The 22,393-nt window shown below is 59.5% G+C and carries 20 protein-coding genes; 6 read left to right on the forward strand and 14 right to left on the reverse strand.

Features of this window, described 5'->3' with window-relative positions; genetic code table 11:
- Positions 1-240: 240 nt before the first annotated feature.
- Together katG and sgrR are read right to left on the reverse strand one after the other, a co-directional pair.
- The gene (katG, locus tag ACY8FN_RS01845) at positions 241-2,418 is read right to left on the reverse strand and encodes a catalase/peroxidase HPI (RefSeq protein WP_463099087.1); all 2,178 of its coding nucleotides are present in this window, start codon (positions 2,416-2,418) and stop codon (positions 241-243) included.
- A 145-nt stretch (positions 2,419-2,563) separates the two neighbouring features.
- Positions 2,564-4,267 carry an HTH-type transcriptional regulator SgrR gene (gene sgrR / locus ACY8FN_RS01850; protein WP_463099088.1) on the reverse strand — a complete coding sequence of 568 codons (1,704 nt, stop codon included), beginning with the start codon at positions 4,265-4,267 and terminating at the stop codon, positions 2,564-2,566.
- 100 nt (positions 4,268-4,367) lie between these two features.
- Between sgrR and ACY8FN_RS01855 the strand changes: the two genes are divergently transcribed.
- The 3 genes from ACY8FN_RS01855 (at position 4,368) to ACY8FN_RS01865 (ending at position 6,709) form a co-directional block, all read left to right on the forward strand.
- Entirely contained in the window at positions 4,368-4,544 is a 177-nt protein-coding gene (locus tag ACY8FN_RS01855; protein ID WP_139691121.1) for a hypothetical protein, read from the forward strand.
- 163 nt (positions 4,545-4,707) lie between these two features.
- Positions 4,708-5,976 (forward strand): O-acetylhomoserine aminocarboxypropyltransferase/cysteine synthase family protein, encoded by a 1,269-nt coding sequence (locus ACY8FN_RS01860; RefSeq protein WP_463099089.1) that lies wholly within the window; start codon positions 4,708-4,710, stop codon positions 5,974-5,976.
- Between the two features lie 106 nt (positions 5,977-6,082).
- On the forward strand, positions 6,083-6,709 hold the full coding sequence (locus ACY8FN_RS01865; protein ID WP_463099090.1) for a glutathione S-transferase family protein: 627 nt from the start codon (positions 6,083-6,085) through the stop codon (positions 6,707-6,709).
- A 67-nt stretch (positions 6,710-6,776) separates the two neighbouring features.
- Here ACY8FN_RS01865 and ACY8FN_RS01870 read toward each other — a convergent pair whose 3' ends face one another.
- Positions 6,777-7,676, reverse strand: coding sequence for a DMT family transporter (locus ACY8FN_RS01870; RefSeq protein WP_463099091.1), 900 nt, complete (start codon positions 7,674-7,676; stop codon positions 6,777-6,779).
- A gap of 119 nt (positions 7,677-7,795) precedes the next feature.
- Complete coding sequence (locus ACY8FN_RS01875; protein WP_058053513.1) at positions 7,796-8,236, reverse strand: DUF2214 family protein; 441 nt, start codon at positions 8,234-8,236, stop codon at positions 7,796-7,798.
- 83 nt (positions 8,237-8,319) lie between these two features.
- Between ACY8FN_RS01875 and ACY8FN_RS01880 the strand changes: the two genes are divergently transcribed.
- A complete protein-coding gene (locus ACY8FN_RS01880) occupies positions 8,320-9,951 on the forward strand; it encodes a sensor domain-containing diguanylate cyclase (protein ID WP_463099092.1) in 1,632 nt (543 codons plus the stop codon).
- A gap of 104 nt (positions 9,952-10,055) precedes the next feature.
- On the opposite strand, the gene ACY8FN_RS01885 is transcribed toward ACY8FN_RS01880, so the two are convergent.
- Genes ACY8FN_RS01885 through ACY8FN_RS01910 form a run of 6 tightly spaced genes read right to left on the reverse strand, consistent with a single transcriptional unit; the run spans position 10,056 to position 15,320 of the window.
- Positions 10,056-10,709, reverse strand: coding sequence for an HAD family hydrolase (locus tag ACY8FN_RS01885; protein ID WP_463099093.1), 654 nt, complete (start codon positions 10,707-10,709; stop codon positions 10,056-10,058).
- Between the two features lie 39 nt (positions 10,710-10,748).
- Positions 10,749-11,756, reverse strand: a complete 1,008-nt coding sequence (locus ACY8FN_RS01890) for an ABC transporter ATP-binding protein (protein ID WP_463099094.1) — start codon at positions 11,754-11,756, stop codon at positions 10,749-10,751.
- A 6-nt stretch (positions 11,757-11,762) separates the two neighbouring features.
- Entirely contained in the window at positions 11,763-12,539 is a 777-nt protein-coding gene (locus tag ACY8FN_RS01895) for an ABC transporter permease (RefSeq protein ID WP_463099095.1), read from the reverse strand.
- Positions 12,532-13,431, reverse strand: a complete 900-nt coding sequence (locus ACY8FN_RS01900; protein ID WP_463099096.1) for an ABC transporter permease — start codon at positions 13,429-13,431, stop codon at positions 12,532-12,534. The genes ACY8FN_RS01895 and ACY8FN_RS01900 overlap by 8 nt, the downstream gene beginning before the upstream one ends.
- The gene (locus ACY8FN_RS01905; protein ID WP_463099097.1) at positions 13,431-14,264 is read right to left on the reverse strand and encodes an alkaline phosphatase family protein; all 834 of its coding nucleotides are present in this window, start codon (positions 14,262-14,264) and stop codon (positions 13,431-13,433) included. The genes ACY8FN_RS01900 and ACY8FN_RS01905 overlap by 1 nt, the downstream gene beginning before the upstream one ends.
- A 9-nt stretch (positions 14,265-14,273) precedes the next feature.
- Positions 14,274-15,320, reverse strand: a complete 1,047-nt coding sequence (locus ACY8FN_RS01910; RefSeq protein WP_463099098.1) for an ABC transporter substrate-binding protein — start codon at positions 15,318-15,320, stop codon at positions 14,274-14,276.
- 264 nt (positions 15,321-15,584) lie between these two features.
- On the opposite strand from ACY8FN_RS01910, the gene ACY8FN_RS01915 reads away from it, so the two are divergent.
- Positions 15,585-16,349: a UTRA domain-containing protein gene (locus ACY8FN_RS01915; protein WP_463101119.1), complete on the forward strand. Its 765-nt coding sequence runs from the start codon at positions 15,585-15,587 to the stop codon at positions 16,347-16,349.
- Positions 16,350-16,383: 34 nt separating this feature from the next.
- On the opposite strand, the gene ACY8FN_RS01920 is transcribed toward ACY8FN_RS01915, so the two are convergent.
- Positions 16,384-17,148 carry a helix-turn-helix domain-containing protein gene (locus ACY8FN_RS01920; protein ID WP_098971793.1) on the reverse strand — a complete coding sequence of 255 codons (765 nt, stop codon included), beginning with the start codon at positions 17,146-17,148 and terminating at the stop codon, positions 16,384-16,386.
- 1,275 nt (positions 17,149-18,423) lie between these two features.
- Between ACY8FN_RS01920 and ACY8FN_RS01925 the strand changes: the two genes are divergently transcribed.
- Positions 18,424-19,026, forward strand: coding sequence for a porin family protein (locus tag ACY8FN_RS01925; protein ID WP_463099099.1), 603 nt, complete (start codon positions 18,424-18,426; stop codon positions 19,024-19,026).
- Positions 19,027-19,113: 87 nt separating this feature from the next.
- Here ACY8FN_RS01925 and ACY8FN_RS01930 read toward each other — a convergent pair whose 3' ends face one another.
- From ACY8FN_RS01930 to ACY8FN_RS01940, 3 genes are all read right to left on the reverse strand, one after another.
- Positions 19,114-20,112 carry a sensor domain-containing diguanylate cyclase gene (locus ACY8FN_RS01930; RefSeq protein WP_463099100.1) on the reverse strand — a complete coding sequence of 333 codons (999 nt, stop codon included), beginning with the start codon at positions 20,110-20,112 and terminating at the stop codon, positions 19,114-19,116.
- Positions 20,113-20,784: 672 nt separating this feature from the next.
- Positions 20,785-21,264, reverse strand: a complete 480-nt coding sequence (locus tag ACY8FN_RS01935; protein WP_463099101.1) for a GNAT family N-acetyltransferase — start codon at positions 21,262-21,264, stop codon at positions 20,785-20,787.
- 354 nt (positions 21,265-21,618) lie between these two features.
- The gene (locus ACY8FN_RS01940) at positions 21,619-22,380 is read right to left on the reverse strand and encodes a hypothetical protein (protein ID WP_463099102.1); all 762 of its coding nucleotides are present in this window, start codon (positions 22,378-22,380) and stop codon (positions 21,619-21,621) included.
- Positions 22,381-22,393 lie beyond the last annotated feature (13 nt).

Raw genomic sequence — 22,393 nt, forward strand, 5'->3', positions numbered from 1 at the left:
TTGTCCTTGTCCTGTTCATGGGACCTAAGCGGCCAATGGCTGGCCGCCGAGCATCATCAGCGGATCAGCATGTTACATGATACTGCTGGCCCAAGGACAGGGATGCCAGCGGCCCTGCACGACCGGCCAGCGGATGTCGCAGCGCGGCGGGTTGTGGTGCAACTCAGCAAAGCGGGCAGTAAAAAGCCCCGCACACCTGTGGTGTGCGGGGCTGGTGCAGCTAGCTAAACGGCTCGGGGGTTAGCCCGGCAGATCGAAGCGATCCCCATTCATCACCTTGTTCCAGGCGGTGATGAAGTCACAGACAAACTTCTCCTGGTTGTCATCCTGGGCATAGACCTCGGCATAGGCGCGCAGCACCGAGTTGGAGCCGAACACCAGATCCACCCGGGTGGCCGTCCACTTCAGCGCGCCGCTGCGGCGATCGCGGATCTCGTAGAGATTGCTCGCTTTCGGCAGCCACTGGTAGCCCATGTCGGTCAGGTTGACGAAGAAGTCGTTGCTGAGCACCCCGACCCGATCAGTAAAGACCCCGTGCCCAGTGCCGCCGTGGTTGGTGCCGAGCACCCGCATCCCGCCGACCAGCGCTGTCATCTCGCAGGCAGTGAGCCCCATCAGCTGGGCGCGATCCAGCAGTAGCTCCTCCGCCGTCACCACATAGTCCTGCTTGAGCCAGTTGCGGAAGCCGTCGGCCAGCGGCTCCAGCACCTCGAACGAGGCCACATCGGTCTGGGCCTGAGTGGCATCGCCCCGGCCCGGCGCAAACGGCACGCTCACCCTCACCCCGGCGGCCTGCGCAGCCTGCTCGATGGCGAGGTTGCCCCCCAGCACGATGAGATCCGCGATGCTGACGCCACACTCGGCCGCCAGCTTGTCATAGACCGCCAGCACCTTCGCCAGCTGTGCCGGTTCGTTGCCTGGCCAATCCTTCTGGGGCGCCAGCCGGATGCGGGCGCCGTTGGCACCGCCCCGCTTGTCGGAGCCACGGAAGGTGCGGGCGCTATCCCAGGCGGTACTCACCCGCTCGCTGATAGAGAGGCCACTGGCGGCAATCCTGGCTTTCACCGCCGCCACGTCATAGTCGACGCGGCCGGCAGGCACCGGATCCTGCCAGATCAGATCTTCTGTCGGCACATAGGGGCCGACATAGCGGCTCTTCGGCCCCATATCCCTGTGGGTCAGCTTGAACCAGGCGCGGGCGAAGGCGTCGGAGAAGGCTGCCGGGTCATCGCGAAAGCGCTCGGCAATCTTGCGATAGGCGGGGTCGAATTTGAGCGCCATGTCGGCATCCGTCATCATCGGCTTGCAGCGGAGCGACGGGTCCTCCACATCCACCGGCATATCCGCCTCGGCGATATTGATCGGCTCCCACTGATGGGCCCCTGCCGGAGATTTTTGCAACCACCAGTCGTACTTGAACAGCAGCTCGAAGTAGCCGTTGTCCCATTGGGTCGGGTGGGTGGTCCAGGCACCCTCGATGCCGCTGGTCACAGTATTGCGGCCGATGCCGCGGCTGTGGTGATTGATCCAGCCGAGCCCCTGCTCCTCGAGGCTGGCCCCTTCCGGCTCGGGCCCGAGCTGTTTGGCGTCGCCGTTGCCGTGAGCCTTGCCGACGGTGTGGCCACCGGCGGTCAGCGCCACCGTCTCTTCGTCATCCATCGCCATGCGGACGAAAGTGACTCGCATATCCTGCGCGGTTTTCAGCGGATCGGGCTGGCCATCCACCCCTTCCGGGTTGACGTAGATAAGCCCCATCATCACCGCCGCCAGCGGGTTTTCCAGATCCCGCTCGCCAGAGTAGCGACCGCCCGGCTTGCCGCTGGGCGCCAGCCACTCTTTTTCCGAGCCCCAGTAGATATCCTTCTCCGGGTGCCAGATATCCTCGCGGCCAAAGGCGAAACCGAAGGTCTTGAGCCCCATGGACTCATAGGCCACAGTGCCCGCCAGAATGATCAGATCGGCCCAGCTGATCTTGTTGCCGTACTTCTTCTTGATGGGCCACAGCAGGCGACGGGCCTTGTCGAGGTTGGCGTTGTCCGGCCAGGAGCTGAGGGGGGCGAAACGCTGGTTGCCGCTGCCGCCACCGCCGCGGCCATCGGCGATGCGGTAAGTCCCGGCCGAGTGCCAGGCCATGCGGATCATCAGGCCGCCGTAGTGGCCCCAGTCAGCTGGCCACCAATCCTGACTGTCGGTCATCAGGGCGGTCACATCCTGCTTGAGAGCCGCCATATCGAGCCCCTTCAAGGCTTGCCGATAGTTGAAACCGGCCCCCAGCGGATTGGTCTTGGTATCGTGTTGGTGAAGAATGTCGAGGTTGAGGCTCTTCGGCCACCACTCCATTCTGGACGTCTCGACGGAGGTGGTTCCCCCGTGCATCACCGGGCATTTTCCTGCGGAACTGTCTGAATTGTTGCTCATCGTTTTCCTCATTTGCTCTGCTGTCCATAACCTGAAACAGCATGGCACAGAGGCGTGACACAAACTGTGCAACGGCGGCCATTTTACGGATCGTTCACGCAAGCGGCCACGGAGCACTCGTCAGCAGCGGCAGCAATTGGACGAACTATGGCGCCGCTGCCGGCTGATTGGTCGCCTCGGGCCGCAGCCAGGCGCTGCGAAAATCGAACCAGCCAAGCGCGGTCATCCGCACCCCGTGCACCCCGACCCGGCTCTCCAGCTCCAGCCAGTGGTGAAACAGCGGCACAAACCGGCTCTGCTGCTGCACCTTGGCCAGCAGGGCGCGAGGGCCAGGCTCGGCACCGCTGGCCCGCCACTGCATCAACCCTTGCCACAGCTCGTGCTGGCTGCCCCACACCTTGCGCAGCAGCGGGGTACCCTGCAACCAGACGTAGGGGGCAAAGGGACCGGCGTGCTCAAGGTTGAGGGTGCCGAGCCAGAGGTCCACGTCTTCATCCTCGCCACTCACCCAGCGACCGTAATCGAGGGTGCGCACCTCGAGCCGGATCCCCTGTTCGGCCAGCAGGCTGCTCATGGCGTTGGCGCACTCGTTGAACTCCAGATGCTGGTTGAAACAGGCGAGCACCAGGCTCGTCGGCAACTGCGCCGGTGTGGGCAAGGGCGCGGGCAGCGCTTCGCGCCAGTGGGGCAACAGGCCGAGAGCGCTGGTCCAGCCCCGTTGCAACTCGGGGGCGACCCGCCCCATCAGGGTCACCGGATTGAACAGCTGGCCGAGCCACTGACGCAAGGCGGGATCCTGCAAGGATCCGGAGCGATCGTCCTGCAGCAGGAAGTAGCAGCCAGATTCGAGCTCCGACTCGCCGCGCATGGTGCCCAGCTCCGGGCGGTCGCGCCCCAGCTGCAGGTGGGTCTCCAGTCGCTCCGCCAATTCCGGCAGCATCCAGATATCGATCTCGTCGAGCAGGGCCCGCAAACCGAAAAAATCGTCGAACGCCGCAAGGCAAAGATGCAACGGATCGTTGGCAGCGACCCGGTAGGGGCCGGTGCCCACCGGTTGCAGGGCAAAGCCCGCCTCCCCCTTGAGCTCCCGTGGCAAAATGGTCGCCACCGGCTCGGCCAGCAGGTGGGGCAGCCAGGGATCCGGGCTGTCGAGATAGAGATCCAGAGTGCGCGGCCAGGGGCTCTCCAGCCGCTCCAGATGGGCAAACAGCGGGCGATCCCGCAGGGCCAGCAGACTCTCCATCACATCCTCCACCACCAGCTCGCGACCGTGGTGAAAACGCACCGCCGGGCGCAGGTAGAAACGCCAGTGGCAGGGGCCCAGACACTCCCAGTGGTGGGCCAGATCCCCTTCGATTTCCCCATTTTCCTCATTTCGCCGGGTCAGGCCGTTGAAGATCTGGCGGCTCAGGTGAATTTCGGAGCGGCGCATCGGGCCGGTGGGCAGCAACTGCGGCAGCGGCCGGTAGTAAGGCACCCGCAGGATCTGGCGCCCTTCGCGAGTGGCCTGACCGAGCTGTTCGAGCAACAGCGGGGTGAGCAGATCGAGGCGATCTTCGGCCAGCCGCACCGCCTGCGCCAGCTGGCCCTGACTGAGCAGATCCCGCAAACGGCGCCGGGTCAGGCTCTCCTGACTGTCGAGCAGGATAAGCCGGGAGCGCCGCCCCCGCCCCGCTTCGGCCGACCAGCTGAGCCAGCCTTGATCCTGCATCCGCCGCAGCAGCAGACGGGCGTTGCGCGGGGTGCAGCAGAGCAGATCCGCCACCTCGGCGAGACTGATCTCCCGCTCATCGCTGCCAAGCTGCTGGGCGAGTCGTTGAAATTGCTGGTAGAGGCGACCGGTCGGCATAAAAGAGGAAATCCTGTTGCTGTAAGTCATCAGTTTTTACTTCCTCATTTTAGCTCAATACTGCTGGCGAACGTGAGAACCACAGCAGAGGAACACCATCATGAGCCACACCAACCCCCTCAAACCGAACCGGATCCAGCAGACCTTGCGCCGTTACTTCAAGCGGATCCTGCCGCGCCCGCTGGCGCTCATCGAGGATCCCATGAGCCAGCTCAACCGCCTGATGCAGTGGGATATGAACCAGATAGATGACAAGGAGTATCGCCGCCGCCTCTGAGTACGAGCCGTGCCAGCCACTCGGGGCGCCATCCCCTGCGGGCGACATTGCTTTGCCGGATCTTGCTGTTTACATCGGCCACGGGCCTGATAGATTGGACGTCTATCCATCTATAACGGCTCAGCTATAACTGCGCCAAGCAACATCCAACAAGGAGTGTGTGATGAAAGATGCGACCCTGGCCCTGCACCACGGCTTTTCCAGCGACCCCACCACCAAGGCGGTCGCCGTGCCCATCTACCAGACGGTGGCCTACGAGTTCGAGAGCGCCCAGCACGGGGCGGATCTGTTCAATCTGGCGGTGCCGGGCAACATCTACACCCGCATCATGAACCCCACCAACGATGTGCTGGAACAGCGAATGGCCGCGCTGGAAGGGGGCATCGCCGCGCTGGTGGTCTCGGCAGGTTCCGCCGCCATCACCTACGCCATTCAGGCGCTGACCGCCGCCGGTGACAACATCGTCTCCACCCCCCAGCTCTATGGCGGCACCTACACCTTGTTCGCCCACATGCTGCCGAGTTTCGGGGTCGAGGTGCGCTTCGCCAAGGATGACAGCGCCGAGGCCATCGCCGCCCTTATCGACGACAAGACCAAGGCGGTCTACTGCGAGAGCATCGGCAACCCGGCGGGCAATATCGTCGATCTGGCTGCGCTGGCCAAGGCAGCCCACGCCCGTGGCGTGCCGCTGATTGTCGACAACACGGTCGCCACGCCGGTGCTGTGCAAACCCATCGAACACGGCGCCGATATCGTGGTGCACAGCCTGACCAAATATGTCGGCGGCCACGGCAACTCGCTGGGTGGCGTGGTGGTCGACTCGGGCAAGTTCCCTTGGGCGGATCACGCCGAGCGCTTCCCCCAACTGACCAAACCCGAGCCCTCCTACCACGGGGTGGTCTACACCGAGGCCTTTGGCCCCGCCGCCTTTATCGGGCGGGTACGTACCGTGCCGCTGCGCAATACCGGCGCGGCGCTGGCGCCGATGAACGCCTTCCTGCTGCTGCAGGGATTGGAAACTCTGAGCCTGCGTATGGAGCGCCACGTGGATAACGCCCTGCGGGTCGCCCACCACCTCAAGCATCACCCCAAGGTGGCCTGGGTCAGCTACGCCGGTCTGCCGGGTCACCCGCACTATCTGCTGGCGGAGAAGTACATGGCCGGTCGCCCCTCGGCCATCCTTTCGTTCGGTCTGAAGGATGGCTATGAAGCGGGCGTGCGTTTCTACGATGCGCTGAAGATCTTCAAGCGGCTGGTCAATATCGGCGACGCCAAGTCGCTGGCCTGCCACCCGGCCTCCACCACCCATCGCCAGTTGAGCGAGGAGGAACAGGCCAGGGCCGGGGTCAAGCCGGAGATGATCCGGCTGTCGGTGGGGATCGAAGCGATCGAGGACATACTGGCGGATCTGGATCAGGCGCTGGCGGCCTAAGTCAGGCGTTGAGCGAGCGGGCATCAGCCCGCTCTTTTTTAGCTACCGGTGAACCGCGCCTCTCGCCCGCTCGTATATCGTATCCTGCCACCGAATCGAGGTCGTTATGATAGTCCTGCACCACCTGAACAAATCCCGCTCCCAACGCATCATCTGGCTGCTCGAAGAGCTGGGCCAACCTTATGAGATCAAGGCGTATCAGCGCGATGCCACCACCTTTCTGGCGCCGCCCGAGCTCAAGGCCATCCACCCCCTCGGCAAGTCGCCGGTCATCGAGTTCGACGGCAGGGTACTGGCCGAATCGGGCGCCATCACCGAGTACCTGATTGCCCGTCATGCCGCCGAACGGCTGGCACCGGCACCAGATAGCCCCGAGTACCCCGAGTACCTGCAGTGGCTCCACTTTGCCGAGAGCTCGGGCATCTTGCCGCTGCTTCTCGACATGTTCGTGCGCAAGGATGGCAGCCCGATGCACTTCCTGCCGGACTATGCCAAGGCGGAGTGTGCCAAGGTGCTGGGCTACCTCAACGATGTACTGGCAACCCGCCACTATCTGGTGGGGGAGCGCCTCTCCGGCGCCGACATCATGAACTCCTTCCTGGTGGACCTGCTGGCGCAAAGCGGCCAGCTGGCCCACTTCCCGCACCTGCAAGCCTACTGGCAGCGCCTCAATACCCATCCGGCCCGCCAGAAGGCCGTGGAACTGGAGCGCGAGCTGGATCAGCGCCCCTGATCCGAACCGCCACCATGCAAAACGCCCCGACTGTCGGGGCGTTTTTGTGATGCGGGCAGAGCGCGATTTATTTGGCCTGCGGCACCTTGTCGCGGCGCGACTTCCACCACCATCTCAAGCGGATTTGGGAGATGAGCATCCCCGCCAGCATCAGGGCACAACCGGCGATAGCGCGCTCGTCCAGCGTCTCACCCAGCAGCAACACGCCACCCACGGCGGCAAACACGGTCTCCAGACTGAGGATGATGGCGGCGTGGGCCGGATGGGCACCCCGCTGCCCCACTACCTGCAGGGTATAACCGACCCCGACCGACACCAGCCCGGCATAGAGCAGCGCCTGCCAACCGGCCACAGCGCCACCCACAGTCGGGGTTTCGATGACAAAAGCGGCGGCCAGGCTGAGCAGGCCGCAGACCACGAACTGCACTCCGGCCAACTTGATGGGGGCGACCCGATTGGAGTAGTGATCCACCAGCAGCAGATGAATGGCCCAGAACAGGGCGCCGGCCACCTGCAGCAGATCACCAAAGCCGATGGTGAACTCGTCGGTGACGCTCAGCACATAGAGGCCGCTCAGCGCGATCAGGGCACCAATCCAGGTATTGAGCCCGCTCTTGTGGCGCAGCAGCAGCCCCAGCACGGGCACCAGAATGATGTAGAGCCCAGTGATAAAACCGGCCTTGGCAGCTGTGGTATAGAGCAGCCCCACCTGCTGCAGGGAGGCGGCGCAGAACAGCACCAGCCCGGCCAATACGCCACCGGTCAGCAGTTGGCGATGGTCGCCCGCGACGGCAACCGGTTGTCGGGATTTGAGCCACCAGAGCAGCGGCAGCAGGGAGAGGGCACCGAGCAGAAAGCGCAGGCCATTGAAGGTATAGGGCCCCATGTGATCCATCCCGAGGCGCTGGGCGACAAAGCCCATACCCCAGATGGTGGCAGCCATCAGCAACATCAGATTGGAGCGCATGGCGATTCTTCCTTAAATTGGCGCGTGACGGGTTATCCGATCCAAGATACCCGTCTCTCTACCCTCTTGTCTCCACTCTCTTGTTTCCGATCTCTTCACTGCAACCCTCTCACCACAGGTCACAGCAGGGGCGGCTTGGTCAGCACAGCCAGCAGGGCGACCAGCACCAGATTGCCCCGCAGGATCCACACCACCCGAAAGTGCTGCTGGATGGAGATCATCGGCGCCTTGCCCAGACGCAGGGCGCGACGCCAACGATAGAAGAGTCGGCTGGGGTAATCGAGGGAGCAGACAATCAGCAGAAACAGCCCCATTTTGAGGCCGTGGACAGGATGGGCAAAGATCTGCGCCACCGAACTGGCATGCTCGTGGGCCAGCAGACAACCGGTGGCAAAGATGGAGAAGAGCGCCAGCGCCGCCACCCCATCTGCCAGCAGCAGACGGCGCACCCGCACCATATTCAGGCCGCGACGAAAGATCAGATATTCGACACAGAGGGCCAGGATCAGCACAGCTATGCTGCCGTAGTGAGCCATTGCGAGCAGAGTGTGGTTCAGCATCGGAAAAATCTCATTTTCTGCCTTTAGACGCGCCGCACCGCATCATATATGCTGGTGTCACCCGAGACGAAAAGGATCTGTTCATGTCCCCCGGCAAGCCCAAGAACACTTGGTCTTTGATCACCCGCATGCGGCTGGGCCTCCTGTTGCTCTTTATTCCGGTCTTGCTGCTTGGCAGCATCTACTACCTGCATATGAAGCGCACCCTGCATTACGAGCAGCAACAGAACCTGATTGCTCGTAATACCCAGTATTTCCACACCCTGATCGAACCCTATCTGGCGACACTCAAACGCCAGTTTACGCTCATTTATCAGCAGGTAAATTATCAGGACTTCAGCGGCCCGCAAATCCGCAACGGCGAGCGCTACCTGCAGCAGTGGCAGGCCTATCACAAGGTGATGGAGCTCGATTACGTCTATGTCGGCACCGAACAACGCAAGATGCTGATCCACCCCTCCTGGCAGGCCGATGAGAACTTCGATCCCAGAACCCGTCCCTGGTATCTGCTGGCCGCCAACAACCCCGGCAAGATGGTCTGGACTGATCCCTATTACGACTACACCCTTGGCACCCTCACCATAGCGCTGGCAAGGGTGATCGAGGATCCTGACGGCAAGCGGGTCGGTGTGCTCTCGCTGGATACCCAACTAACCCCCCTCGCCAGCTGGCTCAACAACAAGCATGATGAGTCCCACCATCTGGGGGCGGGCTATCAGATCCTGCTCAATCATGACGGGCTGGTGCTGGCCCATCCGGATCGCGAGCAGGTCTTCAAACCCCTCGCCCACCCCGACTGGCTGACACAGATGCAACAGCCGCAGGGGTTCTTCCTCGATGATGCCAGCGGCATGATGGTCTCCTACGACCGCATCCCGGAGCAGCGCTGGATCCTGCTTAGCGTGATCCCAACCGCGGGCCTCAATCAGATAATCGACAACGTATCCCTCAACGTGCTCGCCATGATAGCGCTCGCCTCCATCCTCTATCTGCTGCTGGCGCTGCGCTGGTCACGTTACTTCCGCCGCATGCTGCAGGAGATAAGTGGCATGATCCGGGTCAGTTTTAATGGCGACCAACGCGTACCGGAACACCAGATGAGTGAGCTATCGGCTATTTACGCCGAGATGGCAGCCGCCAGCAAAGAGGTTGCTGATGTGCGTCTGCAAGCCAATCAGGACAAACTCACCGGCCTCTACAACCGCCGCTTCTTCGACGAGTGCCTGCAAAAGCAGAGCAGCAGTGGCGCACCTTTCGGGGTGGTGATGTTCGATCTGGATGACTTTAAACGGGTCAACGATACCTATGGCCATCAGGCGGGGGACGTGGTGCTCAAGCGGGTGAGCAAGCTGGGCATGAATCTGTTCCACGACTGGGGCTGGTTCTGCCGCTACGGCGGCGAGGAGCTGGTGCTGATCTTCCGGCTGGAGATGAAAATGAACGAGGTCGCCTCCCTGCTGGAGACCTTCAGAATCGCGGTCGAGCAGCTGGAATGGCGCGAACCCGACCTCAGCATTACCATCAGCGGCGGGGTGGCCATCAGTCACTCGGGGCTCTCGGCCAAGGAGCTGGTAGAACTGGCCGATAGCGGGGTTTATCAGGCCAAACGGGAGGGGAAAAACCGCCTCTGCTTCCCCCAGATCCGGGTCAGCGATCCGCTGGAAGAGGATCCCCCTTCTCACTTTGATCAGACCCGACAGCGGGCCCATCAGTAGAAAGTGATCGCCATAGGGACATGGAAACGATGAGAGAGGCAATCGCCTCTCTCTTTTTTTGTCTGTTTTTTCTTGCCGCTTTTAAGCGTGTTTGATCGCTCGACTCAGCGCTGCCACTCCCACACCGGCCAGCCCAGCTCCCCAGCCTGCTGGCGCAGCGCGGGGGCCGGATTGACCGCATGAGGATGGGTCACCGCCCGCAGCATCGGCAGATCGTTGTGGGAGTCGCTGTAACCAAAGCTCCCCTGCCAGATCTGCTCCTGCCCGGCAAACAGCTGGTTGATGCGCGCCACCTTGCCTTCGCGAAAGCTGAGGGTGCCGCGGGTCTGGCCGGTCAGCACCCCCTCCTCCTCATCGAGCAGGATGGCGACGCAGTGATCCATTCCCAGCATCTGCGCCATGGGGGCCACCAGATGCTCGCCGGAGGCAGAGATCAGCACCAGCTCGTCGCCCCGCTCCCGATGCCATTCGATACGCGCCAGCCCCTCGGGGTAGAGGCGCTCGCGCAGCACCTGCTCGGCAAAGTGGTAGCACTGCTGGCTGAGCCACTGGCGCGATTTGCCTGCCAGCGGCTGCAGGGTGAAAGCCATGTACTGGTGCATGTCCATCTTGCCCTGATGGTAGAGGGACATCATCCCCTGCTCTTCGGCAATCATGTCCGCCGGGGCCAGCTCCCCGGCCACCATGTACTCCAGCCAGAGGCTGGCGGAATCCCCGGCAATCAGGGTCTCGTCCAGATCAAACAGTGCCAGTGCCATGAGAGCTCCTTGCGGTAACAACGAAAATGAAACGAGGCATCATGCTACCTCACAGAGTTGATCCCGGGCCACCGCCAGGGTCACGGCACTGCCGGTGGCCAGCAGATCGCTGGCAGAGCGGTTGAGGCAATCCACCGTCAACAGTCCCGCCTCGCACTCCACCTGATAGCGGATGACGTTGCCGAGCAACTGTTGCTGGCGAATGATGCCGGGCAGGCTGGGCTCGCTGCTGGTCGCCCCGGCGGGCAACAGGGTGATGGATTCTGGCCGCAGCGCCAGCTTGCCCTGAAAACGGGGGCCGAACAGCGACTTGCCCTGCTCTGCGCCGAGCAGGTTGTAGTTGCCGATAAAGCTCGCCACAAACTCGCTGGCGGGGCGGGTGTAGATCTGCTCCGGCGTACCGCTCTGCACGATGGATCCCTTGTTCATCAGGAAGATCCGATCCGACATGGTGAGCGCCTCCTCCTGATCGTGGGTCACGAAGATGGTGGTGAGCTCAAGGCGCTGCTGGATCTCGCGGATCTGCTGGCGCAGGCTGCGGCGAATGCGGGCATCCAGCGCCGAGAGCGGTTCGTCCAGCAGCAGGATCCTTGGCCGCACCACCAGAGCCCGGGCCAGCGCCACCCGCTGGCGCTGACCGCCGGAGAGCTCACCCGGATAGCGGCGCTCAAAGCCGGTCAGCTCAACCAACTCCAATGCCTCCTGCACGCTGGCCGCCAGCTCCCGCCCCGGCTGGGGTTTCATCTTGAGGCCGAAGGCGACGTTGTCCCACACCGTCATGTTGGGGAACAGCGCATAGCTCTGGAACACCATGCCGATGCCCCGCTTCTGGGGCGCCTGCCAGGTAATGTCTTCTCCGGCCACCCGCACCTGACCGCCATCCACCGGGGTGAGCCCGGCCAGCGCCCGTAGCAGGGTCGATTTGCCGCAACCGGAGGGGCCGAGCAGGGTCACCAGCTCCCCCTTGCGAATGCCGAACTCGATCCCCTCGAACACCGGAGTATCGCCATATGATTTGTGCAACTGATTGACTTCTAAATGAAACATCTTGGATCACCGATGAAATCTGTTGGCCGCCCAAGTAAGCAGCAGGGTCAGCAGGAAGTAGCTCATCACCAGCGCACTGGTGAAGTGGCCCGAGGTGGCACGCATGTTGTAGAGGTAGACCTGCAGGGTCTCGTAACGGGTGCCCACCAGCATGTTGGCAAACACGAACTCGCCGAGCAGGAAGGAGAGGGAGAGAAACAGCGCCGCCAGCAGCCCCTTGCGCAGACAGGGGATCACCACCAGCAGAAAGGCGCGGCGACTACTTGCCCCCAGCAGATGGGCAGCATCCATCAAATCCCTGAGCGGTACCCCTTGCAGGCTGTTGGCCAGCGCCCGGTACATGAAGGGGAGCACCACGGTGAACCAGGTGCCGATCAGGATCCACGGCGTGCCGATAATCGGCAGCGGGCCGTCGGCGTAGATCTGCAGCAGCCCCACCGACGAGACCACCGGCGGCACCGCAAAGGGGAGCAGGATCAGCAGGTTCATCCAGGGATCCAGCTTTGGGAAGTAATAGGCCACCACCAGCACGGTCGGCACCAGCACTAGCGTGCCCAGCAGCAGGGTGGCGAAGCAGACCAGCAGACTGCGGCCAAACGCCGCGAGAAAGCGCGGGTCGCCCCACAGCTTGAGATACCAGTCGAGGGTGAAGCCATCCGGCAGCAGGGTCGCCCCCCAGCGGGTGGAGATGGAGTAGAGAAAGGTGGCCAGCAGCGGCAGCAGCAGGGTGGCGACCAGCGCCACCAGCATCCACTTGGGCCAGCGCGGTTGCAAATCATGCATGGGATTGCCCCTTGTTCACATAGCTCTTTTTCAGCAGCCACTGGTTGGCGGCCGTCACTACCCCCAGCAGCACCATCAGGATCACCGCCAGCGCCGCCGCCATATTGGGCTCGAGGAAGATATCGCCAGAGACCAGACTGGCCACCCGGATAGTCACCAGATTGAAGTTGCCGGTAGTGAGGGCGTAGGCGGAGGCATAGGCCCCCACCGCGTTGGCAAACAAGATGATCAGGGTGCCGAGCAGGGCGGGCGTGAGCACCGGCAGCGCCACATGCCACACATACTGCCCCTTGCTCGCCCCCAGCAGCGCGGCGGCCTGCGGCCACTCATCCTGCAAGGCATCAAACGCCGGATAGAGCAGCAGCAAGGCGAGCGGGATCTGGAAGTAGGTGTAGATGAGGATGAGGCCCGACCCCGAGTAGAGGTTGAAGCCGTCGATCCAGCCCCAGGATTTCAGCAGCAGGGTAACGGCGCCGTTGATGCCGAGAATGATGATGAAGGCGAACGCCAGCGGCACCCCGCTGAAGTTGCTGGTCATGGTGACAAACGCCAACAGAGCTCGCTTGACCCGCTCACCGCTGTGACGCAGCGCCGCCGCCCCCAGAGTACCGATGGCAAGCCCCGCCAGACTGGCGATACCGGCGATGCGCAGGGAGTTGCCGAACGATTGCAGGTAGAAGGGGGAGCTAAGGATCTCCCGGTAGTAGTCGAGGCCCCAGCCATCGGGGGTCTGGAAACTGCCCACCAGCACCCACACCATGGGGGCGAGCTGGAACAGGATCATCAACAGGACAAACGGCAGCAGCACCAGCGCGGGCAGCCAGTGACGGCGCGCCTTGCGCCGGGTTACCACGGGTTGATCCACGAGGATCTCGGTGGTTGCAGGCATCATCAATGCACCTCGCGCATAAAGGCGGCCTTGAGCAGCGGTGGCGCAGCCGGCTTGTCGTGGGAAACCCCCAGCAGATCCGCCATCAGGGCGCAGAGCTGGGTCTGGGCAATCGCCACCCCATCCGGCCAGCGCTCGATAAAGGCATCGCCAAACAGCCAGAGCGGCACGGTGCGCTCCTCGGGCAGTGTGCCGCCGTGGCTCAGATCGTTGTTCATGCCGTGATCCGAGGTGATCACCACCTGATACCCCTCCGCCAGCCACTGGGGCAGCAGATCGGCCAGCAAGCTATCCATGCGGCGCGCCTGATTGCGGTACTGGCGCGAATCGAGGCCAAACTTGTGGCCGGCGTCATCCACCCCCATCGGGTGGATCAGCAGAAAATCGGGATCGTACTGGCTGCGCAGCCATTCGCCATCCATCAGCAGATGGCTGTCGGGGTAGGCGTCATCCCAGTAGAAGCAGCCGTGCTGAATGGGCAGCTGCTCATCGTGAGTAAAGCGATCCCGGGCCGCCAGCCAGGGGCTGCGGTTGTAGAGTTCGCTCACCCAGTAATAGGCCGCCGCTGCGGTACGTTTACCCGCGGCGCGGGCCAGATGGAAGATGGCGTCGTGCTGGCTCAAGCGACTCACCCCGTTGTGGGTGATGCCGCTTACCACCGGCGGCACGCCGGTCAGGATGCACTCGTAGAGGGGTCGGGAGAGAGACGGTAGGGCAGAGTTCAGGGTCGTATGCAGGCCCCGCCCCGCCTCCACCATACCTGCGAGGTAGCCCATGGTGTGGGCTACCTCGGCTGCCAGACCATCCACAAGTACCACTATCACCTTGTGTTGCACTGGATTCCCTTACTGCATGTTGATCATGACGGCTTCTTGCCACTGACGCGGCAAGGCTTTGGAGCTCTGCTCCCAAGCCGCATGGTCGCTGACCGGCTTGGCATTGGCATACTGCTCGGCTGGCAGCAGCTTGGCCTTCACGTCATCCGGCAGGGTCACGTTGCCGCGGATGGGGCGGGCATAGCCACGGGCCAGGTTGATTTGACCGGCATCGGAGAGGATGTATTCCCGCGCCAGCTTGGCGGCGTTGGGGTTCTTGGCCCACTTGTTAATGATGGTGGTGTAACCGGCGATGACGGAGCCGTCGCTCGGGATCACTACCTCAAACTTCTTGGGATCGATCTGGTCGCGGTAGTTGAGGGCGTTAAAGTCCCACAGCACCCCTACTTCCACTTCGCCCTTCTCGATATTGGCGATGGTCGGGTCGTTCAGCGACAGGCGACCCTGCTTGGCCAGCTGGCCGAACAGATCCAGCGCGGGCTTGAGGTTCTTCTCGCTGCCGCCGGTGGCATAAGCCGCCGCCAGCACGCCGTTGTTGGCCTGAGAGGCCACGCCCACATCACCCAGGGTCACCTTGTAGTCGCCACCCAGCAGAGATTGCCAGCTGGTGGGGGCCGCCTTGACCAGATCCTTGTTGATCAGGAAGGCGATGGTGCCGGTATAGGCCAGCATCCAGTGACCGTCCGCATCCTTGGCCCAGTTGGGAATATCGGCCCAGGTGGAGGGCTTGTAGGGCTGAGTGACCCCCTGCTTGACCGCCACCGGACCGAAGGCGCCGCCCACATCGCCGATGTCGGCGGTGGCGTTGGCCTTCTCGGCGGCAAACTTGGCGATCTCCTGCGCCGAGCTCATGTCGGTATCCTGATGCTTGATGCCGTAGATGCTGCCCAGCTGTTGCCAGGTATCCTTCCAGTTGGCCCAGCTGTCGGGCATGCCGATACTGCTGAGTTGCCCTTCGCCACGGGCGGCCTTTTCGAGATCCGCGATATTTTCGGCTGCAAAAAGTGGTTGGCTGATGGCCACCATGGCCAGTGCACTTGCGATCACGCTTTTCATCATCCCATCCCTCTGGACTAGGTCAGTTAAGGTTCGAGAGGGATGCTAGAGGGGAAATATGACGGTGGCGGGGCGCTTTGATGGCAGTTTGATGACAATCACCCTGTCACGCCGCTGTCATCCAGCGCGGTTACAACTCTGAACCCGAGTGAGGCTGGACTACTCCAGCAAGGGATTGGCCAGCCACCCGCCTTCTGAATAAGCAACAGGGATAAGAGTGTGACCGAGCCGAGATTGAGCGAGCAGAGACTGAACGAACAGAGCATGGCCGATGGCCGCTCTTCCTCCAAGTGCGAACAGATTTGCCAGACCCTACGCCGCTATATCGGCAGCGGCCAGCTGGGGGCCGGGCAGCAGTTGCCCGCCGAACGGGCGCTCAGCGAGCGCTTCGCCACCACCCGCATCACTATCAAGGAGGCGCTCTCCAGCCTCGAAGCGGATGGCCTTATCTACCGGGCCGAGCGGCGTGGCTGGTTTGTGGCACCGCCCCGCCTCACCTACGATCCCGCCATACACACCCACTTTCACCAGTGGATCGGCGAGCAGCAACGCACCGCCGAAACCCGGGTGCTGGCCCACGGCAGCGAGCTTGCCAGCAGCGAACTGTGCCGCTGGATGGGGCTTGCGCCCTTTACCCCGCTCTACGAAATCCGCCGCCAGCGGCTGATCGACGGTCGCCCGGTGCTGCACGTCAGCCATCACCTGCTGGCCAGCCGCTTTCCCGATATCGCCAGTGCACCGCTGGCGAGCTCCCTCACCGAGCTCTATCAACAGCGCTATGGCATAGGCCAGGGTGGCGCCAGCCTCGAGATCACCCCCTCGGCGGCACGGGGCGCCATCGCCCGCGCCCTCAATCTGGCGGAGGGGAGCGCGGTGCTGCGGCTGGTACGGGTCAACTATGACGAGCGAGGGGGGCTGGTGGATTGTGATATCGAACACTGGCGACCGGATGCCATCCGTATCTGTCTCGATACACGGGCGCTGCAACCGATGGCAGCAAGATGGTCTGACTTGCCGATATCGAGCTAACCAAGGCAGGCGGATCCCGCAGGATCCGCCGGGATCAGTTGTCGATATTAGGGATCATGTCGTCGAAGCTCTGGTAGCCGCAGTCGGCCAGTTGCAGCGACATGGTGTAGGTCTTGGCATGCTCCCGCTGGCCGATGGCGGGGCGGTTGAGCTTGAGCTCCTGATGCCAGTACTCCTTCATCCGGTCGATCAGCGCCATTGCCTCCCCCTCGTTGAGGTGCAGCTGACAGAGCGCCATATAGTTGTTCGACTTGTGCATGTTCTCCACCAGATACTCCCCCAGCACCGACATCGCTTGGCGCGCCTGCTGGCGGGCGAAGCGACTGTGCTGCTCGAAGCTGATCCGCTCGCTGATCAGGAAGTGGTAACTGTTGTCGATACCGAGCTGCAAAATGCCGAGCTTCTCCAGCTTGCGCAGATAGAGGTAGCAAGAAGCGTCAGTCAGGCCGTACTCCCGCTTGAGATCGATCAGCGTCTTGTCGCGCCAGAAGATATTGGCGAGAAAGGCGTAGAGCCCCGGCTCGTTGTGAAACGCCTCGTCCTGCTCCTGGGTGAAGACGGCGCGGCGGCTCTGGGCGTCCTGAGTGCGATCCAGCAGCTCCTCGAACGAGAGCCCCACCAGATGGCAGATCTCCAGCAGGGTATCGAACGGCAGGGAGGGCTTGTTCATCATCCGTTTCACGGTCGCGATGGAGACGCCCATCGCCTCCGCCAGGGTCTGATAGCGGATCCCCTTGTCGGTCAGGGTCTTCTTCAGGGTGTCGAGAATATTGTTGGCCAGGGTCTGGCTGTAGGTCATGCCACTATTCCTTGTTATCGCACTTTCATTGCATGGTTATGCCGAGTCAGCTTCTGACCTGTTTTTACCTTCAAGGCGCAGATATTGACACCGAAAAAACACCCCAGAGAAAAAACCGCTTAGAACGCCCATCAGGACAGACCAGTTAAGCAGCTAGGTCGCAAAATCTGACACCAGACAGTGCATATCTTTCAACCCGCAAACATTTTGCTAGTGCTGCATAGAACATCGCGCATAATCGAAACGTATCGAATTCAAGACCCTTCCTGGTTGAGAAATCGATTGTTTGCTTCCAAATTTTTTTATTTTAAACCGTAAGGTTTTTTCTCTTTCCTGGCATTGGGCGGCGCTGATAGCACCGCCTTTTTCTTTTCCCTGAATTCAGTGGTCAGGTCAAGGGCCCCGGCAAGGGAAGTGTCACCGGCCACACACCGCCCACCGATGAGCCAGCCACCACGACCTCTCTGGCAAGGTATCCTAAACGGCCATCATTACCCATTTTTGGCATACAACATATTTAAAATTGTGCCTAAAAAAGCTTTATGAAATATCAAAACCAATATAAACAAGTTATTAAAAACACCAAAATGTTATCTTTTAAATAGCTTATATATATAAGCCAACAAAATTAATCGACCAGCACTGCCAATATCTGCTCATTACATCCCGCCCCCGCCCCAACAAGTGCAGTTCGGTGAAGAAAAAGAAACCCATAAGAGCCCACCCGCGCATCTGATGGGCAACATCAACACCCGCAGAAACAGCCTCAAAAGACCACCACAAATCACAATGGGAACAATCCCAAACCACAAAAAGAACAAAAAACAGGCAAAAAGATAGATTTTTTTCTCACGGTTTCATCTTGTGGGGCGCTCAAAAAACAACCGTAAAGAGACTCACACCTATCAATGGCATCTGAGATGCCCATCTTTGGTCACCTAAACATGACTCCACTCGAAGGAAAAACTTATACCGATAAAAATCAATCACATAGAATCAAAAAAGAACACATCGACAACCATTCAACTCGCCACTTAATTATTTTTAGCTCAATAAAGCTAAAACTCTAATAACACCATTTATTAAACAAAATAGCCCTAGTTGCGGCCAGCATTATTTAGGCGCATGGGGAAATTACACTCTTGTTATTCATAAATACGCTGACTATACTGCGGCCCCTCTGTGGAAACAGAGATGTGACGGAAATATAAAAAGCTTCATGGATTGAGCAATATAAATCACACGCAGTTCACGCAACATAAGGTTTATTTATCCATGAACAAGTTTAATAAAATTGCCGCTTTCTCCCTACTTGCCCTGGCCATGAATGGCGGCGCTCATGCCGAAGGCTGGTATGCAGGTCTGGATCTGACCACCTCCAAGATGGATCTCGACGGCCAAGCCAAAGATCTGAGCAATGCCGGCATCATCGATGACCAGCTCAATGGCGGCAGCCTGATCGTGGGTTACAGCTTCAAGTCTTGGCTGGCGGTTGAAGGTGGCTTGCATGGTCAGCACATGAGCCAGAGCAAGAATGGTGTGGATCTTTCCACCAACACCAGTATCGATACCAGCAGCATCAGCCTGGCAACCAAGCTGAGCCAGCCGCTGGCCTGGGGCTTCAGCGCCTATGCCAAGCCGGGTATCGCTTACACTCGCACCAAAAGCGAGTTCTCTATGAACGTTGCCGATGTCCAAATGACCAAAAACACCACCAAGGGTACTGTACACCCCAACCTGGAAGTGGGTCTGGACTACGCCTTCAACGACCACTTCTCTGCCGGTATCGGTTATGAGCGTCAGTTCAACGCAGTCTCCCTGCGTGATGATCACTACTCTCTGGATACCTTCAAGCTGGGCCTGCGCTACCACTTCTAAGTCGCGCCGCGTCAGCAACAATGCAAAAGGGCCGCAGGATCTTATCCTGCGGCCCTTTTTACTGGCGAGTTACTGGCGAGAGCGCCGTTAGCAGATCTGGTTCTTGCCCAACTGCTTGGCCTGATAGAGCGCCCGATCGGCACGCACCATCAAACTCTCCTTCTGCTCATCCGGCTGATACTCCGCCAGCCCGAAGCTCATGGTGGTGGGGCCGTGGGGGCAAATGGGATCGATCGCCATCCATGCTTGCAGCTTGCTCGCCACCACCAGCGCATCCTCACGGCCGGTGTTGGGCAACAGCACCATAAACTCGTCGCCGCCCCAGCGGGCAAGCAAATCGATCTCGCGGATATGGCTACGCACCCGCGCCACTACATTGATCAGGGTCTGATCCCCGATGTGATGCCCATAGCTGTCATTGATCTGCTTGAAGTTGTCCACATCCATGGCGATCACCGTAAAAGGCTGATGAAAACGGCGGGCCCGTTCGCACTCCAGCTGCAACGCCCGCTCCAGCCGATAGCGGCTGGCGGCACCGGTCAGGGCATCAGTCTCCGCCAGCTGGCGATTCTCCTCCACCTTCTGTTGCAGCGCCTCATTCAGCCGCACCAGCTCGGCGGTACGCTCAGCCACCAACTGCGCCAGCGAATGATTGCGCAGCTCCAGCTGATCCAGCAGCAGCTTGCTGGCGTGGATATTGTGATGAGCGCCGATCATTCGCGCCACAGAACCGTTGGGGTTGCGCTCGATGATCCGACCGCAATCTTCAATCCAGATATAACTGCCATCACGGGTGCGGCACCGATACTCGGCGCGATATTCAGGGGCATTGCCGCTCAGACAGAGATCAAAATTCGCCATCACTGCGGCCAGATCATCGGGGTGGATCACCTGCTCCCAGGTGAAAACGGTATTACCGAGGCTATGGACCTCATAACCCAGCATCCGATACCAGCCGGAGTTGCGATAGACGAAACCGGTATTGGCATTCCAGTCCCAGATACCATCGCTGATCACCTCCAGAATGCCGTGTACCACGGCTTCGCTGACATCCGAGATCCTGATCCTGTCACAGTCCTGCACCATAGCGGTTACCCTTATTCTTCTGCCCCGCGCCACCACGGGGAATCGCTGTTTTATCGTGAGGCGCTACCTTGGCATATCGCAACAAATCTGTCAGCCAGAACCCCACCGCACCACCGTTTCCCCGGGTATCAGCCACTCACGACACAGGCTGAATCATGGGAGCCATAAGTGTGGTTCAAGTGCGCCCCATTTACCGGATTTAACTCACGATTCAGTCATTTGGGGGATGGAAAAGATGGGGGGATACCCGGGGGCAACCACAGTAAGTAGGGTGTAATAAGCGAAGCGCATTACACCTTTTGGCAGATAAATAGCAGCGGTGCAATTCACTTCGTTCATTGCACCCTACCCGATTGTACGAAGTGGACATTGTGCCAACCCGCTACCCTCACCCTAGCCCTCTCCCAAAGGGAGAGGGGATAAAGCGGCACCGGAAATATGATCGCCAGCCACGCAGATTCGATTGGCGAAGCGTAATCGGACAGCGGTGACGACATTGCTCCCTTCTCCCGTTTATTAGAAAAGGCGGAGAAGGGCTGGGGATGAGGGGGAGGAAAAAAGAGATTACGCGGTTAACGTTGGGCTTCGCTACGCGAAGCCACAATCTACACAATCGGTAGGTTGGTGCTAAGCCTGCGAAGCCCAACATACGAGATGGAGCAACCACAGAGGTCAATCGGCCATAGTCAGCCGATAAAAATCCGTCTCCTGATGCTTCGGATTGGGGCGCAGAAATACCCAGCCAGATCGCCGGTAATGGCTTAAGGCCCGCACATTGGTGCGACTCACAGAGAGAATGGCCCATCTACAGCCCGCCCCCAGCAACTGCTGGCGGATATATGCCTGCAACTCGGCGGCCAGACCGCTGCCACGATATTCGGGGAACAGATAAATCAGCTGCACATAGCCAGTCTCGGGTTCATCGGAAAAGCTGCGAAATTCCAGCTGCCCCACCAGTTGTTCACCCGCCCAGACATGAAGGTAATGCCATTTCGCCTGCCCCAGCCTTTCGCGGATCCGCTCCCGATAACCGTCTATAAAGTCGGCAAAACCGTCATGGGTATGAAAGCTGCAGAAATAAGCATCCCTGCGCGCCTGTACGCAACGTTCGTAATCCCGATCCAGATCGATAGTGTTAAATTCAAGTCTCAAGCAATCAGATCCTGTCGTGTGTAGGTTGGATGTAGGGTGTAATAAGCGCAGCGCATTACACCTTTTGCCAGATAAATAGCAGTGGTGCAATCCGCCCCTCACCCTGCCCTCTCCCAGAGGGAGAGGGGATAAAGCGGCATCGGTAATATGATCGCCAACCATGTAGGTTCGATTAGCGAAGCGTCATCGGACAGCGGTGACGGCATTACTCCCTTCTCCCCTTGCGGGAGAAGGGTCGGGGATGAGGGGGAGGAAAAAAGAGATTACGCAGTAAACGTTGGGCTTCGCTACGCTCAACCACAACCTACACAATCGGTAGGTTGGTGCTGAGCCTGCGAAGCCCAACATACTCGATTACCCAATTACGCTGGATAATACTCCGCTACTATTCATCATCCATATCATTAGAATCATATTAAGCACTACAGGAGTCCAATAATCAAATGCTTTTGGATTTTTAATTAGACAAATAATTATCGAAAATAACAGAATCGCATAAAGATATCCTTTGATGGTTTTGGATTTTATCCTGTACGCTTCATATGATGTAATACCAAGGCGCTGCTCCTCAGGATCTAATTCGTTCGTTGTATTGTAAAAACCCCATTGTTCCTTGGTTGGAGAATTCAGTAACATAGGGTTAGATATTGAGGGTGGTAACTCTACCCAGCATTCTTTGAAGAAACATGAATCTAAATTAAATCCAATTATATAGGAAACACTATCTTCCTCATAAGCATTAAGTACTACAACATTATTTTTTATGTAGTTGGAATCATTACTGACTCTATACATATCGCTAGTGATAAAGTTAGATGAAAAAAATCTTCCGAGTGTTGTTTCTATCCCCCATGAAAATGCCATTCTACAAATCTCAGAAAATTCCATCTTTGAATTTAACACATACCGGTAAGTAGCATAAAAAACCAATAGAATATATGCATAAACTATACGTTCAGGGTGTGATGCAATAATTTCAGGCAATCCAGGTATTGATATTTTTGCATCGATGAACTTAATCTCTAGTAGTTGATGAATAAAACCAATGGAAAATATAATTAATAATCCACGTCGACTTCTCGTAAATTCATCATCGAAGATTTCCTTTACCATCATTACACCCCTATCT

It is taken from the genome of Aeromonas sp. 160P, from assembly GCF_055193095.1.